At 43.2% G+C, this 15983-nt stretch carries 14 protein-coding genes; 9 read left to right on the top strand and 5 right to left on the bottom strand.

Annotated features, from left to right (window positions below; genetic code table 11):
- Nucleotides 1-225: 225 nt before the first annotated feature.
- The 3 genes from IM792_RS15960 to IM792_RS21325 all read left to right on the top strand — a co-directional run bounded on the left by IM792_RS15960 (nt 226) and on the right by IM792_RS21325 (nt 1205).
- Nucleotides 226-492, top strand: a complete 267-nt coding sequence (locus tag IM792_RS15960; RefSeq protein ID WP_194102890.1) for a hypothetical protein — start codon at nt 226-228, stop codon at nt 490-492.
- Complete coding sequence (locus IM792_RS21330) at nt 489-788, top strand: response regulator (protein ID WP_228085163.1); 300 nt, start codon at nt 489-491, stop codon at nt 786-788. Before IM792_RS15960 ends, IM792_RS21330 begins: the two co-directional genes overlap by 4 nt.
- Before the next feature lie 168 nt (nt 789-956).
- Nucleotides 957-1205, top strand: a complete 249-nt coding sequence (locus IM792_RS21325) for a LytTR family DNA-binding domain-containing protein (protein ID WP_347343820.1) — start codon at nt 957-959, stop codon at nt 1203-1205.
- A 386-nt stretch (nt 1206-1591) separates the two neighbouring features.
- Here the strand turns inward: IM792_RS21325 and IM792_RS15950 are convergent, their stop codons facing one another.
- Nucleotides 1592-1750 (bottom strand): lmo0937 family membrane protein, encoded by a 159-nt coding sequence (locus IM792_RS15950; protein ID WP_194102889.1) that lies wholly within the window; start codon nt 1748-1750, stop codon nt 1592-1594.
- A 333-nt stretch (nt 1751-2083) separates the two neighbouring features.
- Between IM792_RS15950 and IM792_RS15945 the strand changes: the two genes are divergently transcribed.
- Both IM792_RS15945 and IM792_RS15940 read left to right on the top strand, forming a co-directional pair.
- Nucleotides 2084-4771, top strand: a complete 2688-nt coding sequence (locus tag IM792_RS15945; protein WP_194102888.1) for a family 78 glycoside hydrolase catalytic domain — start codon at nt 2084-2086, stop codon at nt 4769-4771.
- 260 nt (nt 4772-5031) lie between these two features.
- On the top strand, nt 5032-5316 hold the full coding sequence (locus IM792_RS15940; protein ID WP_194102887.1) for a hypothetical protein: 285 nt from the start codon (nt 5032-5034) through the stop codon (nt 5314-5316).
- A gap of 604 nt (nt 5317-5920) precedes the next feature.
- On the opposite strand, the gene IM792_RS15935 is transcribed toward IM792_RS15940, so the two are convergent.
- The 4 genes from IM792_RS15935 to IM792_RS15920 form a co-directional block, all read right to left on the bottom strand.
- Nucleotides 5921-6904 carry a glycosyltransferase family 9 protein gene (locus IM792_RS15935; RefSeq protein WP_194102886.1) on the bottom strand — a complete coding sequence of 328 codons (984 nt, stop codon included), beginning with the start codon at nt 6902-6904 and terminating at the stop codon, nt 5921-5923.
- Nucleotides 6905-6907: 3 nt separating this feature from the next.
- The gene (locus IM792_RS15930; protein ID WP_194102885.1) at nt 6908-7879 is read right to left on the bottom strand and encodes a glycosyltransferase; all 972 of its coding nucleotides are present in this window, start codon (nt 7877-7879) and stop codon (nt 6908-6910) included.
- Nucleotides 7876-9594 (bottom strand): carbamoyltransferase C-terminal domain-containing protein, encoded by a 1719-nt coding sequence (locus IM792_RS15925; protein ID WP_194102884.1) that lies wholly within the window; start codon nt 9592-9594, stop codon nt 7876-7878. The genes IM792_RS15930 and IM792_RS15925 overlap by 4 nt, the downstream gene beginning before the upstream one ends.
- 186 nt (nt 9595-9780) lie before the next feature.
- Nucleotides 9781-11277, bottom strand: coding sequence for an MFS transporter (locus IM792_RS15920; protein WP_194102883.1), 1497 nt, complete (start codon nt 11275-11277; stop codon nt 9781-9783).
- A 421-nt stretch (nt 11278-11698) separates the two neighbouring features.
- On the opposite strand from IM792_RS15920, the gene IM792_RS15915 reads away from it, so the two are divergent.
- The 4 genes from IM792_RS15915 to IM792_RS15900 are packed head-to-tail and all read left to right on the top strand — an operon-like array spanning nt 11699 to nt 15975.
- Nucleotides 11699-12862, top strand: a complete 1164-nt coding sequence (locus IM792_RS15915; protein WP_194102882.1) for a zinc-dependent alcohol dehydrogenase — start codon at nt 11699-11701, stop codon at nt 12860-12862.
- 33 nt (nt 12863-12895) lie between these two features.
- The gene (locus IM792_RS15910; RefSeq protein WP_194102881.1) at nt 12896-13690 is read left to right on the top strand and encodes an SDR family oxidoreductase; all 795 of its coding nucleotides are present in this window, start codon (nt 12896-12898) and stop codon (nt 13688-13690) included.
- A 31-nt stretch (nt 13691-13721) separates the two neighbouring features.
- On the top strand, nt 13722-14723 hold the full coding sequence (locus tag IM792_RS15905; protein ID WP_194102880.1) for a glycosyltransferase family 4 protein: 1002 nt from the start codon (nt 13722-13724) through the stop codon (nt 14721-14723).
- Nucleotides 14689-15975, top strand: a complete 1287-nt coding sequence (locus tag IM792_RS15900; protein WP_194102879.1) for a glycosyltransferase family 1 protein — start codon at nt 14689-14691, stop codon at nt 15973-15975. Before IM792_RS15905 ends, IM792_RS15900 begins: the two co-directional genes overlap by 35 nt.
- Nucleotides 15976-15983: the final 8 nt, after the last annotated feature.

Genomic DNA, 15983 nt, shown 5'->3' with positions numbered 1-15983 from the left:
CAGCAATATACTTACAGCAATTATGATGGCAGTTTTCAATATACGGAATTCTCCGGCACAAGACTGTCCCAGTGTGAACGTTCGTATGGTTACTTCCTGTGTAAGCATCCGGATAAGGCGACAACGGATAGCCGGTTGTACCGGACTTTCGAGATCCGGCCATGGCGGTTTTGGCAGTGGCGGGAACTATTGTTGCATAGCGAATTTAAGCATGGTGCTAGTCAAATGAAGGAAGCACCTTGGCTAAGCTTAGCCATAACAGTTAGCAATGATAAACTGGCCATGAAATTGATCAATGGTAAACCCATCGGTAACCTTAACAACAGGCCAGGCATAGGCATAGTTAATGTACGTAAGCGACTGGAAATACTTTATCCTGATCAGCACGAACTAACCATCAATGATGAAGAAGAGATGTATATAGTAAACTTAAGCCTTAGTCTAACCCACATAGATCCCGGCTTGGTCAAACCAGTAGCATGGAGCCAATGAGGAAATATAACTGCCTGATAGTTGATGATGAACCGCCGGCAAGGGAAGTATTGCGCCGTTACGTAGCCCAGGTACCTATGCTTCATTTGGTAGGCGAGTGTTCCAACGCGATCCAGGCACTCACCGCGATGAAACAACAGGAGGTCGACCTTCTGTTTCTCGATATTCAAATGCCGCAACTTTCAGGGATTGATCTGATCGGTACTTTATCACAACCTCCAAAGATCATATTAACGACCGCTTTTGAGCAATACGCTATACAAGCCTTTGAACTGGATGTCAGATTATCTGATTAAGCCCATCCGCTTTGACAGGTTTTTAAAAGCTGTTATGAAAGCAATCCCTGATCAGGAATCATCACCGGCAGCCGAACCTGTTATACATCATTCAGAAACAGCCGACCATGCATTTCTTTATTTCCGCGCAGACAGGAAAATGGTTAAAGTTTTTTTAAATGACATTTTATATGTGGAGAGTTTGAAAGATATGTCAAGGTTTATACTATGAAGGGCGTGATCATTACGAAATATGCTATGGCCGCACTCGAAGCAATTCTTCCCGCCAATAATTTCCTGAGAGTACATCGATCTTTCCTTATCTCGATCAATAAAATAGATTCCTTTACAGCTGATGAGATTGACATCCGGGGACAGCCAATTCCAGTAGGCAATTTTTACAAACAGCAGGCGTTAGAAATATTGAACGACATATAACCGGATTCCAACAGGAGATACCTAATAGAAAAGTCAATAACTAAAGGCAATTAAATTATATGTGAAAGCAGTCTCAAACTTTCATTATTTACGCACCCAATGTGGCTTTAATAAAAAATATCGCTAATCAGTTTTGCCGCCAGTATTGCCATAATTACAGCACCAACTAATGGTGATTCTATTTTATTTCTTTAAACCCTTGACAACACAACCTCACCGAACAGATTAACACGCTCTGCGTCATGATCCATTTCTTTGAACATCTGATGTTATGATAAAAGTGTGACTGCTCCTGCATTGCCATCGATCACACTACTGCTTAAATTATCCAGTTTCTATAAATAAGCGCATGTTTAATTACACAGGCGCAGGTGTAATTTAATCTTCTATATAGCAGTTTTATCCCGTCTGAAAATGCCAAGGACAATTGAAATGACAGCAATGATCAATAACACATGTATCAAGCTTCCAGCTGCATAAGCAAATGTGCCGATCGCCCATCCAATAATGAGTATAACAGCGATAATATACAATAATGATTTCATAATTTATGTTTAGCCTTAACCTTGCAAATTAGGTACCAAAGTAAAATTGACACATACGCTGCTGATATATTCCCGAATGGTGTATAGTAGTAGATACATTTTTTAAGCGAAAAGTCCTGTCTGAAGATGGCCTGCCAAGCGAAGGCAACCTTGTGACTAATTAAAGAGTGGATACAAACGATTTTTCATTATTGCAAGGCTTTAGAGTATCAGGATTTAAATTATCGGCAATTCCTGGCAATCGGTTCAATTGACTTGCTTATATTGTTCGGTAAGACAGTGCAGGTTGCAAAATTTAATGAATTCACCTATTCTTAGGGATATATTTTAGGTATGATGTACTTTAAGACCTTCGGCATATCCCTGACCTTTTTTTGCATCCTGGCGATTAATTCTTTCGCTCAGGTAAAAGTTGATGATCTACGATGTGATTATTCATCTAATCCCATTGCTGTAGAAAACGAACACCCTTTGTTAAGTTGGCAGTTAACATCCCTAAAAGGAAACACGATTCAATTGGGTTATCGAATTATTGTAGCCAGCACACCGGCATTACTCGCCCGTCGTATAGGCGATTACTGGGATAGCGGCAAAATACTGTCTCGGAATTCGACCCAGGTGAGCTACAAGGGCAAGCCAATGAATTCGAGGCAAAATGTATACTGGGCGGTACAAGTATGGGATGATAAAGGTCAGCACTCAGGCTGGAGCAAAACGGCGAGTTGGCGTGTAGGCTTAATAAATGCATCTGACTGGAAAGGCCAGTGGATAGGACAACTTCATGATCAAAATCCTGATTCAGCTTCAACTTATCCTGCCCCCTATTTTCGCAAAGAATTCAAAGCCGGCAAAAAAATAAAACGGGCAACAGCGTATGTATGCGGATTGGGTTTTTATGAACTATACATCAATGGCAAAAAAATTGGCAACCATGTGCTGGCTCCGGCAGTGACTAATTATGATATCCGCCCTTTAAAGAAGCTGCTTTATCCATATGATGATCAATCTACGCAGCGTATTTTTTATAATACATTTGACGTGACAAACAACTTAGGCAAAAGCAACAATACTATCGGAATGCTACTGGGTAACGGCTGGTATAACCAACGTGACCGTACTGTTGAGGGGTATATGTGGTACGATGTCCCCAAACTGATATTCCAATTGGAACTAACCTTTATTGACGGATCAAAAAAAACAATCGTATCTGACAGCAGCTGGAAAACTACCGTCGGGCCGTTGCTCAGCGACGGCATATTCAGCGGTGAGCACTATGATGCCCGAATAGACTTAGGAGCCTGGAATAAGACGAATTATAATGATAATGAATGGCGATACGCATTTTTAGTAAAGCCACCGTCGGGCGTATTACAACCGCAAACAGCACCTTATGACAAAGTCATACGCATGCTGAGACCGGTATTTGATGGTCGGGATAAAGGCGGGGTTTATCTGTATCATCTTGATGAAACGATCTCAGGGTGGGCGGCTATAAAGGTAAACGGCATGACAGGGAGTCAAATAGTAATCAGGTATATTAGTGAAGAGGGTGAGGATTATAGTCAGGTTGATACCTATATTTTAAAAGGAAGAGGGAAAGAAATCTGGGAGCCTAAATTCACTTGGCATACCTTTCGTAGGATCGAAATTACCGCAAAGGATGTGCTAATGGATGCGGAAAGCTTAACGATTAAAGATGTTCATACTGATGTCAAGGCAAATGGCAATTTCGAATGCTCTGATACTTTGCTCAACCAGATTAACAGAGCTTATTTAAGGACGCAATTGGCGAATTTTCACGGCAGTATCAGCAGCGATTGCCCTCACCGTGAACGTTTGGGTTATACGGGCGACGGACAGGTGGCCATGGAAAGCGCTCTATTATCTTTCAGAATGGAGCAATTTTACCGCAAGTGGATCAACGATATAGATGACGCCCGTAATCACAAAACCGGATTTGTGCCCCATTCCGCACCCTTTGGTGGGGGTGGTGGCGGGCCTGCATGGGGAGCAGCCTATGTGATTATGCCATGGTTATATTATAAATATTATGAAGATACCACCATGTTAAATCACCATTACGCCGGCATGAAGCAATGGGTGCATTATCTGCACAGCCGAACAGATGATCGGGGGATAATAATTCGGGAAGAACCCGGCGGCTGGTGTCTGGGGGATTGGTGTACGCCCGAAAATATTGATCTCCCTGAACCATTGGTAAATACTGCCTATTTTTATCACTGCTTGCGAACGATGAGTAAAGTTGCAAGCTTATTAGGAAAGCTCGAAGACAAACGGGCATTTGAAAATATGGGAGTGGAAATCAAAAAAAAATTTAACGATGTTTATTTTGATAACGTTAATAAAAGCTACTGGCAGGGCCGCCAGGGCTCCGATGTATTCGCGTTGGCTTTTGATTTAGTACCGAAAGCAGATTATAAAGCTGTTTTTAACAACCTGGTCAAACATCTGAAAAAGATGGAGTATCATTTCGATACGGGCATTTTGGCCACTCCGCTATTATTAAAAGTACTCTCTGAAAACAATCGCGACGACATCGCCTTAAAAATAATGACCCAAAAAAACAAACCTGGCTTTGGCTATCTGCTTAATGATAAAAACAGCATGCTATGGGAAGAGTGGAGCGGCAGAGGGTCTCACGCGCACCCGATGTTCGGGAGTGTAGTTAGCTGGCTGTACTCGGCACTTGGGGGCATTAAACCTGGGAAAGCAGGGCTGCAACATTTTACGATCTCACCACAACCTGTCGGTAACCTTAAATACTGTAAAACATCTTATAATAGCTCTTACGGTAGGATCAGATCTGAGTGGAAAAAAAGCAAGAATGGCCAGTTGACAATATTGATTGAAATTCCTGTGAATACTACTGCTGATTTTGTTTTGCCGGAAAGGAAAGCTTCTATCCGGGACATGATAGGAAAAATAACACTTTCCAAAGTAATGGGTGGCAAGAGAGTCGTAAAATTTGGTTCAGGAATTCACCAATTTGAGCTTTTTTAGTACACGAAGATAGCAGAACTGCTCAATCCTAACCTTTCAAGATCAGATAGTAAAAATAGTTAAGATCCTTTGCCTCATAGCGAAGTTGATTTTAACCGTATTGATTGCCATAAAAAAATAGTTTAGTGAGGATCGCCTATCTAAATAATAATTTATTAAATAATTACAAAATCATAAACCCCTGATAAATTTTAATCAATTCTTAATCCATATAGCGTATTTCTGATTCAGTTATAACAGAATGTCTGTATTTTTACCTAATGCAACAAACCCTAATTGAACTGCCAGCCCCCTTTGGTGATGAGCGGAAAAAAGTATCAATACTTTATCCTGATTTACACGATGATACAGCGGCTTTAGTGTTTATTGACCATATATATCAAGGTGCGATGACTTACGATGAGAAATACAATTTCTTCAACATATTTCCGGGAGCTGAGTTTAATCTAAATAAATGGGATTTAAGCCAGATAATTCAATTGTTTGATGAATACAAAATGCACGACCAGGGCAAATGGGTGATAATTCCTCAACCTGGAAATTAAAAGGCGCTTTGCCTTTACTTATACGTTAGCGGCACCATTAACTCCCCAGCAGCATCACGGTTCTCCGTGACTTTGACCTCTTAACCTTCGTCAACAAAAATATAATAGAGGACTGCTTGAATATCCAGATCATCTTCAATGATCAGTAATTTTCGGCATAATCGGGTAGGGGTAAGCACTACTGCAATAAACCTCCCATGATCGGCCGGGCAAGACTTTTAATCCTCAAATTGCTGCCCTGCACCACAATAGAAATTAAGCGTAATTTGGCGTCAGTCAACGCGCCGCTGGTATTAAGGCATAGCCGACACTTTGTTTCTTAAGTAGTCGTTATAGGAAATATACCTGGCTATATTAAACTTAATTTACTGTCAACGCTTGTAGAGGCAATGGCAACAATCAAAAATATGTATCCACTCAGCGGAGAAACGGTGTTTGACTTAGTAAAAACCGATTTCGCAGATTATATCAACCAAAAATTGGGTTCCAACCTCACCATCGAATACGCATACGTATTTGATGAGACAATATGTCTTTCCCTGAAGTGATTGAAGGTTTTTTTTCGCGCCAGTTTATTGGTCTATAAACAGAATGCATCGACGCTTTAAGTGACCATCTTAACTGCTTCTCTGTATACCAGATGAAAGTCAGGTGTTTGAAGCCAATCGATAGTGCGGTGTATTTGACTATTAAGAGGGCCCCATCGCTGAGGTTCGCCATCCATGCTAATTACAATGCTTGGAGTGCTAAAAGCTGATGAAATATGAGATACACCTGTACAATTGGATATCAGCAAGGCAGCATCTCTTATTAACATAGCTACAACTCCCAAACTGGTTTTTCCTGAAGTATCGATTTCCATGTAGCGCATATGACTTTTTAAATGTTCAATTATTTCATGTTCTTCCGCCGTTCCGGTAATTACTATTTTATAACCTTGCTCAGCACAATAATCAGCAAGGGCAGCGAAGTATTGTACAGGCCATTGCCTCCATGCGCCTCGTGAACCCGGATGCACACAAATATATCTTTGAGGTTCAATATTAAGATTCAGTTCAGCAAAGGCTATTTTATCCTCTTTAAATAGTGGAAATTCAAGTGAACTACCCTGCGATGGAATGCCTAAAAACTCCATTAGATTTACATGCCGTTCAATTTCGTGCCCTTCATCCGGGTAAGGCATAAATAAACCATTGTCCGGTGCATAATGGCCGTCAATAGTATATCCAGCAGTGTACTTCGCGCCAAATAACTCTACCATTGGATTAACAACCGAACCGTTACCCTGCAATTGAATGGATAGATCAAACTTGCGGCTTTGTACCTGAGTTAAAAACCGGGTAAAATCGGCCGGTTCAAATTTTTGTTCAGGCAAACCAGGATAGCCCGGGAAATGTATAAAATCATCAAAATATTTATTGAACCTCTGGGTGAATGACTTGCCCCAGGGCATACCTACCAGAGTAATTTTAGCCTGCGGATATGCCGCGCGCAAGGCCCTGAAAGCAGGTACGGCGCATAACATGTCCCCCAGTTGAAGCGCCCTGAATATGGCGATACTTTTTATTTCGGTTACTGGTAACTTCATGGTTTAAATGAATAATACACGGTATTTAACGGCGCCGTACCATTGCCAGTATATAGATGCAAACGGAATTACAACAGAGGTAACCACCATTTCGGCAACATGGGCGGGTGCCAAACTGGTTGTTTGTAATCGCTTATAAATAAAAAACAGCGTTAGCCCCAGCCACATGGCAGCACCCGCCAGCACTATTGGTGTATTGGATAGCAAAGCACCTGTCAGCATCATCACAACAGCGGTTATGATGCAGTAATACAATACCGGTGGTGCCGATTGTATTTTCTGGCGGTACAGCCTCGGGTATTTTTTGTAAAGCAAGGCATTAAACATTGTCTTTTTTTGCTCGCGGATGCTCACCCCCCAGGTTGCGTGTCGTAAAGGGTGGGTTACTATGGCTGTGCCTACACGTGTTACCGGTATGTTGTTGGCAATGAGTTTGAATTCCAAGTCGCTATCTTCTCGCCAGGCCATACTGAAATCCTCATCAAAGCCACCGGTTTTAAACAAGGCTGCTTTAGTGCAGGCGCAATTAGCAGTTATGAAATCTGCTAACTGCAAGCCAGCGGTATTTTTTTCAAAATCCGTAGGACGCTCATTAACCGGAACAATCACCTTACCGGTAATGGCAGCGTATTCCTGTTCTTTCAAATGCTGATAAACCTGATCAAGCCAATGTAAATCAGGCACGCAATCATCATCCGTGAAAGCAATGACAGATCCCTTAGCATTTAACCAACCATAGTTACGCGCGGCCGCCGGACCTTTCTTGGCTGGCAGCGGCAGGTATCGCAACGCCGGGTACTCATAACCGGCAAATCCGTTAAAAATGCGTTTTGTATCATCGTCAGGACCATCGCTCACCACAATGATCTCATACCTATCTTTCTCAAAACGTTGCTGCAACAACGCTTTAAGGCAGCGTACCAACAACTGGGTGCGCTTATAACTGGGAATAATTACAGATATGGCTATGCTCATTTTTCAATAACAAATGATCCGATAATTAATGCATCAAAAGGCGATGTCCAGAAGCATTCTATGGCATCACGAGGTGTACATACAATGGGCTTACCGAGGGTATTGAACGAGGTATTAACCAACACCGGCACTCCGGTTTTACGCTCAAAGGCCTTTAACAGATCGTAATAATTTTTATGCTGATTTTCGTTGATGGTTTGGATGCGAGCCGTACCATCAGTATGCCTTACCGCCGGTATTTTGTTGGCCTTATCTGGCTTTACGTCGTAGATGAATAACATGAATGGCGAGTAACGTGCATTTTCAAACCATTCGGCTGCCTTTTCTTCCAAGACAACCGGTGCTACCGGCCTGAAATCTTCACGGTCTTTCACCTCGTTAAGCCTTGCCTGCATTTGCGGGTTTATAGGCGACGCTAAAATGGAACGGCTCCCTAAAGCACGCGGACCAAATTCCATACTTCCCTGATACCAGCCGATTATTTTATCCTGCGCTAATATATCGGCAGTCTCTTCAGCAATATTATTCAGTTTGCGGTACGGCACCTTCCACATTTTCATTGATTTTTCAATCTCTTCATCAGTGTATTCAGGGCCCCAATAGCAATGCGTCATTTCAAAGATGCGCTCATTAGTGTTGCGCTGCTGCGCATCTACATAAAGGGCTGCGCCTAATGCAGTACCATCGTCGCCCGAAGCAGGCTGTACCCAAACATTTTTAAATGCTCCCCTGTCACGAATGCGTGCATTAGCCACACAATTAAGCGCTACTCCACCTGCCAGGCAAAGGTTTTCTTCCTGTGTTTCCTTTTGCAGCCAGCCGGTAAGTTCGAGCATACTTTCCTCGATAACCAGTTGGAGCGAGTGCGCGATATTGAAATGGAACGAGGTAAATTCTTTATGGCGTAAACGCTTAGGGCCAAATCGTTCTTCCAGATTTTGGTTATTAATGGTATACTGCCCCCCCTCCCCTATCTGCACGATCTCCCTGAAATCTTTCACAAATTCCGGTTTACCGTATGATGCAAGAGCCATAACCTTATACTCGTCAGACGAGTGCAGGAAACCCAAGTGCGTGGTTACCTCCTCATACAATAAACCTAGAGAGTGCGGCATATTTACCTGCCCGATGCGGCTGAGCTGCTGCCCTGAGCCAACATTATAAGTAGTGGTAGCCAGCTCGCCGCGGCCATCAACCGTCATTACAGCGGCATTACCGTAAGGCGAACAGTTGAACGCGCTTGCAGCGTGGGATATGTGGTGTTCTACAAAGTGCCATTTATCACGGTGAATGTTGCAACCGATAAAGCGTTTTTGCAGATGATGCGGATAACCGTCGCGCAACTGGCCTGGTGCGTTGATGATGGAGGACAGGAATAATGGATCCCAAACATTACGAAAATCATCACCTAATGCTGAGGCGCCCTCTTCAAAAGGTATTTCGATAGTTGAATTACCGCGGTATTTTTCACCGATCAGTAAATAGGGATCAAACGAATACGCAATGTGATCGACATCATTGATGTGAATGCCCGCCACTTTAAGACAATAATCTATCGCATGAAAAGGCAGCTCCCATGTTGAGAACGGAACTGGCCTTTTGCCATGCTTAAGGTGTGTAAAGCGCTCTTCTTCGGTAGCGGCTAATAAAACTCCGTCTTCTATGATACACGCGGCCGAATCGTGAAATACGGCATTGATGCCTAATACATACATTGCGATAAAGTATAATTGATGTTTAACATTTTGTTAGATGTTATACTATTACAATGAATCGCACGCCTTGTTTATTTTTTAATTTAAAATTTTTAATTATTGTTAATTTTTTTATAAATAAATTAATAGCAAAAGCCCGCATTGTATAATGCGGGCTTTTGCTATTAACACTAAACTAATTATAAATTAAGCTGCGGTAAGCCTTCGGCGCTCACTTAACAATTTGCTTACCTTACGTTTCACCATCGCCGATGGATTATAAATCCTGTCGGCCATGCGGCGGCCGAGGTTTGCACGCAACCTGTTACGAAAACCGATGCGCATGTGTACGGTCATTCGCCTGCGGGCTATCTCACCTTGCTCCTTAACACGGCTCAGCATTTTTAAAGAAGCCAGGGCCAGCGAGCCGCCAATTATAAAAAAGTAGCTCCAACCCTGCAGGTGCAACAGTTGTATCTGGTTTATACCGGCGGCACTTTTTAAGTCTATCGTCCACACCAATTCATGCGTTGCGAAAAAGTCGGCAAGCAAACCGGCAATCATCGGCGCAATAGTAGATGAAAATGCTACCAGCATATTCTTTGTAGATATGTAAGCGATAGCTTCGTTATTAGGCGCGAGTTTTATACCGATGTTTGAAATCGCGAGGTTAATTCCCGCTGTAGCAACGCCACTTAACATATGTATAACTGCCAGCGTAATAAGTAACATTTGACCACCTGCGGCCATGCCGGTAAAGGCATAGGTCATAATGCAAACCACATACAGCGGCCCGCAAATCGAGATAATATTCTTGTTGCTGAAGCGATCGGAATATCTGCCCCAAAGCTTGATTGAAAAAATACTGCTTAACTGCCCGGCAATGCCCAAAGCAATGATATAGGCAACCGGGAGGCCCAGCGTTTTCATCATGTAAACCGCGAAGAAAGGAGTCGCCAGGTTAAGGGCAAATGCCCACAATGAGTTGAAAACAAGCAAATTCCTGAAGTTTTTATTTTTAAGGGGCTTACCAAAAAGCGTGAATAGCTTATCATTGATCACCTCGCCTTTTGGCTCGGGGGTACGTAACAGCAGGCCTACGCTAACCAAACCCAATATACCGCCCAGCATAAACAGCAGGTTATATGCCATGATTTCCTGATCGGGATAATGGGTTTTGACATAATCAATACTGATAGCAGTAGCAAGGCTCAGTGTAACGTTCAGCGTTTGCGCCATACGGCTGCGATGCGAGAAAAAAGTACCTAAACGCTCACCCGGAATCAGATCTTTCATCCAGGAATTCCATGCAGCGCCGCCTATATCACCAAATATATGCTGAAAAAAGAGCAGCAAAATGAGCACCTGCACGGTAGTACCTCCACTAAAAATAAACGGAATTACACCAATAGCCAATATGGGCAACCGCGCTAAAAAGTTGAATAGCGCAGTAATCACTTTGCGATTGTTAAAACGCTGCACCATCCAAATGGCGGCCAGTTGGAACATCGTGGTAAACGTAGGCAAAGCGGCCAATACGCCTAACTGAAAATTAGTAGCCCCTATGTGCAAAGCCATGGCTGTTAAAAATGTGCCACTGGTAAAAACCACCATGGCTTCGGCCGAAAGGCCGTCGGCAATTACAAGATTTAAACCTTGCTTTAACTGCCCTGAAGAAATGTTTTTTGACGGATGTAAATTCATTGTAATGCACCCAAATGGATGGCCGTTTGTTTTAATCAATAGTTTAAATAGATCACAAACTAATCAGCTTGCGTTAGCATAGTTACAAACAGCTTGCCGCAATATATTTTTCAGACAAATTTCCATAACCTAACTCAAAATATAACTTAATCAAAGGTTAATTAAACTCACCAAACGCAAACACAAAGCAACAGTGTATTTATTTCCCCACTCTGAGGAAGTCGATGTGGAAATCGCTTCTACAATTCTTTAAAATGAATAATTGAAATAGTAAAAAGCAAATATCAGCTCTTAGGATAGAATTTGAGCTGTCGGAACATCTTAAGTTTAAATAATACAGATTTTCATTCTAATTAAATATTTTAAAACATAATAAACAGAAGCGCTGTTCAATGAAAGAAGTTAGCTACAATTAATACCTATGAAAGCAGCAGTGTTCCACAAACCGGGCGATATCAGCGTTGATACCGTCGATGATCCGCGCATATTACATCCCGGAGATGTAATACTTAAAGTTACCTCAACAGCTATTTGCGGCTCAGACCTGCACATACTAAGCGGCGGAGTACCACAAACTACTGATTTAATAATGGGCCACGAATTTATGGGTATCGTTGAGGAAGTGGGCTCGGGCGTAACCAAATTAAAGATAGGCGACCGCGTGATTGTGCCATTCCCTATCGCCTGCGGTAGTTGTTTCTTTTGCACTCATGGCGCATCGCCGCATTGCGAAAATTCTAATTACGAACACTATGGCCCGGAGGGTAACCTGACCGATAAAAAAGGCGGTGCCTTATATGGATATACCGATCTGTACGGCGGTTACTCGGGTGGGCAAGCCGAATACGTACGCGTGCCTTACGCCGATATAAGTCCAAGAATAGTACCCGACAACCTGACTGATGAGCAGGCGCTTTTCTTAACTGATATATTCCCAACCGGTTGGTCGGCTATTGATTGGGCGCAGCTTAAAGGCGGCGAAGTAGTTGCCATTTTCGGTTCGGGCCCGGTAGGCTTAATGGCGCAAAAAGCAGCTTGGTTAAATGGCGCAAGCCGGGTAATAGCTATTGACGTGGTTGATTACCGACTGGAAAAAGCTAAAGTGGTAAATAATGTGGAAACGCTGAATCCAAAGAATGTCGACGTAGTGGAAGCCATCCGCCAAAAAACCGGCGGACGAGGTGCTGACGTTTGTGTTGACGCCGTTGGTTTCGAACCCGACCGGAGTTTTATGGACCGGGTAAAATCAGCCGTAAATTTTGAGGTTGGCAGCATGAAAGTGCTTGACATGTGCTTTGAAGCCGTACGCCGTGCCGGCACTGTTAGCATCGTTGGCGTTTATGGTTCACCTTATGATAACTTCCCGCTGTTCCGCATGTTCGATAAGGGCATTACCGTGAAGCAAGGACAGGCACCTGTTTTAAATTATATTGATCACCTGATAGAACTGGTGCGGGATGGCAAAGTGGTGCTTGAAGACATTATCAGTCACACCTTACCCTTAACTGAGGCAGCAAAGGGTTACGAAATCTTCCAGAAAAAGCAGGACGACTGCACCAAAGTGGTGCTTAAACCAGGTTTATAAGCGGTATAAACAAAACAATTAAATTGAGAAAACATGTCCAACAAAGGAAAATATGCATTAATAACCGGTGCCTCTGTAGGTATTGGTTATGAACTGGCTAAGCTTTTTGCCGCCGATGAATTTAACCTGGTAATCGTATCGCGCGAACAGCAACAACTGGCTAACGTAGCCGCCGAATTAAGGCAGCACAATGTTGAGGTCATCACTATAACTCATGATCTGTTTGAACGCCAGGCGGCTTTTGATCTTTATGACGAAGTGAAAGCAAAGGGCATCGTCATAGATATTCTGGTTAATAATGCAGGACAAGGCGCTTACGGCTTGTTCAAGGATAATGATATACAGCGTGAATTAGGTATCATTGACCTAAACATTGCATCGCTGGTTATTTTGACCAAGCTGTTTTTGCAGGATATGGTCGCGCGTAATGAGGGACGTATATTACAATTAGCATCAATAGCCAGCCAAACCCCTGGCCCATGGCAGGCGGTTTATCATGGCACTAAGGCATTTGTACTATCCTTCAGTGAGGCTATCCGTGAGGAACTGAAAGACACCAACATTACAGTTACCGCATTGCAGCCAGGCGCTACCTATACCGACTTTTTTAACAAAGCCGAAATGCAGGACAGCCGGATTGTGCAGGATAAAAGCTCCCTGTCTGACCCCGCGGATGTAGCTAAAGACGGTTATGAAGCATTAATGGCGGGTACGGATAAAGTTGTTTCGGGCTTTAAAAACAAAGCGATGATGGCCATGAGCAACGTAACGCCTGACACCACGCTGGCGCATATGATGAATGAGCAGCAAAAGCCTGCCGATAAATAAAGGTTTCTTTAATAACACACCACACTTACTGATGAAAATATTCACGTGGCATATACACGGTAGTTACCTTTTTTACCTTTCGCAAGGTAACTATACCATCTTTATACCTACAAAAGCCGAAAATACAGAAGGTTATTACGGGCGGGGCGAGACGTTTCCATTTGGTGATAATGTAATTGAAATACCTGCCGAAGAAGTTAAGCAGCATGAGTTTGATTGCATTGTTTACCAAACCAATAATAATTACCTCGTTGATCAGTACGAGATATTGAGTGATGAGCAACGCAATCTGCCCAAAATATACATCGAGCACGATCCGCCGCGCAAGCACCCTACGGACACCAAACATGTTGTTGACGATCCGGAAGTAACGCTTGTTCATGTTACCCATTTTAACAAACTAATGTGGGATAGCAATAATACGCCTACTCTTGTTATTGAACATGGCGTTACCGCACCCAACGTAAATCACTCGGGGGATATAGCCAAGGGTTTAGTTGTTATCAATAACCTGCCTGCTCGAGGCCGTTTGCTTGGCTTTGATATTTTTAACGAAGTAAGGCAACAGGTACCGCTCGATCTGGTAGGAATGGGAACCGGCGAGTTTGGTTTAGGCGAAGTATTACACCCGCAATTGCCAGCTTTTCAAAGTCAATACCGTTTCTTTTTTAACCCGATACGCTACACGAGTCTCGGCCTCGCTATCTGCGAAGCCATGATGATGGGTATACCCGTTGTTGGGTTAGCTACTACAGAGTTATCGGCCGTAATTGAAAACGGCCACTCAGGATATATACACACCGATATCGGTTACCTGATCAATAAAATGAATTTATTAATTGCTGATGCTGAACACGCCCGCGAGATAGGTAAAAACGGACAGGAAGTTGCCCGTAAGCGCTTTAACATAACCCGTTTCGCCAACGAATGGGAGTCACTATTTGCCGAGGTTACCCAAAAACACACCCGCCGCAACGCGGTAAACAACACCACAGCCTATGGAATTCCGTCAGAAAAGAATAGCGTTTATTAGCGACCATGCGTCGCCTTTGGCCTCCTTGGGGGGCGTTGACACAGGCGGACAAAACGTATATGTAGCACAACTTGCCAAGCACTTGGCATCTGTGGGATATTTAATTGATGTATTTACCCGCAGGGAAAATACATTGACACCCGAGATTATAGAATGGGCTCGCGGTGTGCGCGTAATACATGTAAAGGCAGGCCCGGCGAAAGCGATTATTAAGGAAGACTTACTACAGTATATGGATGATTTCAAGGACAATATGGCCAATTTTATTGTTAATCAACATATTCATTACGATTTCATTCATGCTAACTTTTTTATGTCAGCATTGGTCGCACTCCGCATTAAAAAAGAACTAGGTATTCCTTTTGTAGTCACCTTCCACGCTCTTGGGCATGTACGCCGCATGCATCAGGCAGAAAAGGACAAATTCCCGGCAGAACGAATAGATATCGAGAAATGGGCAGTTCAGGAAGCTGATCACATTATTGCCGAATGCCCGCAGGATATGGACGACTTAATTACCTTTTATAGTGCTCCGCTCCAAAAAATAAGTATCGTCGCATGTGGTTTCAGTGCTAAAGAATTTCAGCCGGTAGATAAAGAATGTGCACGCCGTATAGTTGGCCTCCCGCAAAACGAGTTTTTGTTATTACAGCTAGGTAGAATGGTTCCTCGTAAAGGTATTGACAATGTGATAAGGGCGCTACCATATATCAAAGCTAACAACAAACCTGTAAAGTTGGTGGTAGTTGGCGGCGAAACTGAGGTGTTAGATGAGAAACACTCTCCGGAGTTTGCCCGTCTCATGAACATCTGCCGGAAAAACAATGTAGAAGCATCAGTTATTTTTACCGGCCGTAAAAATCGAGAACAGTTAAGGTACTATTATTCCGCTGCCGATCTATTTATAACCACGCCCTGGTATGAGCCGTTCGGAATAACACCACTTGAAGCAATGGCTTGTGGTACTCCTGTGATAGGCGCTAATGTCGGCGGCATAAAATACAGTATAAACGATGGTGAGACCGGCTGGCTGGTACCACCGCATGATCCGGCAGCGTTAGGTACAAAGATAAACGAGTTGTTGCGGGATGAGACGCAAATATACCAGGCCAGTTACAAGGGGCTTAAGAGAGTAAACGAACATTTTACATGGGCCGAGGTAGCCAATCAGATGGATCAGGTATACCGGAAATTGATGCCTGTGTATAGCACGGCTATTAAAGTAAGCGAGAACAAAGGTAAAGCGGCATAATTACTGAA

Origin of the sequence: Mucilaginibacter sp. JRF (assembly GCF_015223065.1) — a bacterium.
Classification (GTDB): Bacteria; Bacteroidota; Bacteroidia; order Sphingobacteriales; family Sphingobacteriaceae; genus Mucilaginibacter.
The sequence above is the reverse complement of the archived record's forward strand: the minus strand, read 5'-3'. Positions and strand labels throughout refer to the sequence as shown.

Excerpts from the sequence above, each read along its gene's own strand:
- IM792_RS15960 (WP_194102890.1), top strand. The coding sequence starts at position 226 with ATGAAGGAAGCACCTTGGCTAAGCTTAGCCATAACAGTTAGCAATGAT.
- IM792_RS21330 (WP_228085163.1), top strand. The coding sequence starts at position 489 with ATGAGGAAATATAACTGCCTGATAGTTGATGATGAACCGCCGGCAAGG.
- IM792_RS15950 (WP_194102889.1), bottom strand. The coding sequence starts at position 1,750 with ATGAAATCATTATTGTATATTATCGCTGTTATACTCATTATTGGATGG.
- IM792_RS15945 (WP_194102888.1), top strand. The coding sequence starts at position 2,084 with ATGATGTACTTTAAGACCTTCGGCATATCCCTGACCTTTTTTTGCATC.
- IM792_RS15940 (WP_194102887.1), top strand. The coding sequence starts at position 5,032 with ATGCAACAAACCCTAATTGAACTGCCAGCCCCCTTTGGTGATGAGCGG.
- IM792_RS15935 (WP_194102886.1), bottom strand. The coding sequence starts at position 6,904 with ATGAAGTTACCAGTAACCGAAATAAAAAGTATCGCCATATTCAGGGCG.
- IM792_RS15930 (WP_194102885.1), bottom strand. The coding sequence starts at position 7,879 with ATGAGCATAGCCATATCTGTAATTATTCCCAGTTATAAGCGCACCCAG.
- IM792_RS15925 (WP_194102884.1), bottom strand. The coding sequence starts at position 9,594 with ATGTATGTATTAGGCATCAATGCCGTATTTCACGATTCGGCCGCGTGT.
- IM792_RS15920 (WP_194102883.1), bottom strand. The coding sequence starts at position 11,277 with ATGAATTTACATCCGTCAAAAAACATTTCTTCAGGGCAGTTAAAGCAA.
- IM792_RS15915 (WP_194102882.1), top strand. The coding sequence starts at position 11,699 with ATGAAAGCAGCAGTGTTCCACAAACCGGGCGATATCAGCGTTGATACC.
- IM792_RS15910 (WP_194102881.1), top strand. The coding sequence starts at position 12,896 with ATGTCCAACAAAGGAAAATATGCATTAATAACCGGTGCCTCTGTAGGT.
- IM792_RS15905 (WP_194102880.1), top strand. The coding sequence starts at position 13,722 with ATGAAAATATTCACGTGGCATATACACGGTAGTTACCTTTTTTACCTT.
- IM792_RS15900 (WP_194102879.1), top strand. The coding sequence starts at position 14,689 with ATGGAATTCCGTCAGAAAAGAATAGCGTTTATTAGCGACCATGCGTCG.